Origin of the sequence: Herbiconiux daphne, assembly GCF_024979295.1 — a bacterium.
GTDB lineage: Bacteria > Actinomycetota > Actinomycetes > Actinomycetales > Microbacteriaceae > Herbiconiux > Herbiconiux daphnes.
Window position 1 is genome coordinate 1 of the sequence record NZ_JANLCJ010000810.1, and the last position, 522, is coordinate 522.

The 522-nt window shown below is 43.3% G+C and carries 1 protein-coding gene; it reads left to right on the forward strand.

The window, feature by feature from the left end:
- Positions 1-52: 52 nt before the first annotated feature.
- A partial coding sequence (locus N1032_RS27825) for a hypothetical protein (RefSeq protein ID WP_259543976.1) occupies positions 53-522 on the forward strand: 470 nt, incomplete at its 3' end.

Below are 522 nucleotides of genomic sequence, written 5' to 3' on the forward strand. Positions count from 1 at the left end.
TTCTAAAAATCATTTCGAACTGGATATCACATTCCCTCTTCCAAACCATCAGATGCAAGTCACCATTCTTGGTGGTATGATGTTGCGTAACATTTTCAATTATACATCTACGTTCCAATCGTTCTTGTATTGTTTGAAAGAAGGTGTTGCACCTCACATCGCATTTACAATTGCACAAGCATTCTTCCGTTCTGTAGGCTTTAGCGGTTCTTACTTCTATCGTTCTGCTGATGGTGATGAATCTGTGTTTGGTGGTTGTTCTCGTCTGTGTGACCTTGCTGCGTTTATCCGTGGTGAATTAGGTGACACTTGGCAGGGTAATTGGGGGGATACTGTAGATGGTTACGGTCGTTACGGTTGTTATGATAACGATGAAGATAGTGCTCCTATCTCTAGTCGTACAGGGTACCGGAAGGACCTCCGTGATGCGACTCTCGTGACAGACAAAAATGTCTGGGAAAATTCTCCAAACTGGACAGAACTGCTTGATGGTTTCCGTAGTAATTACGGTTACACTGATGC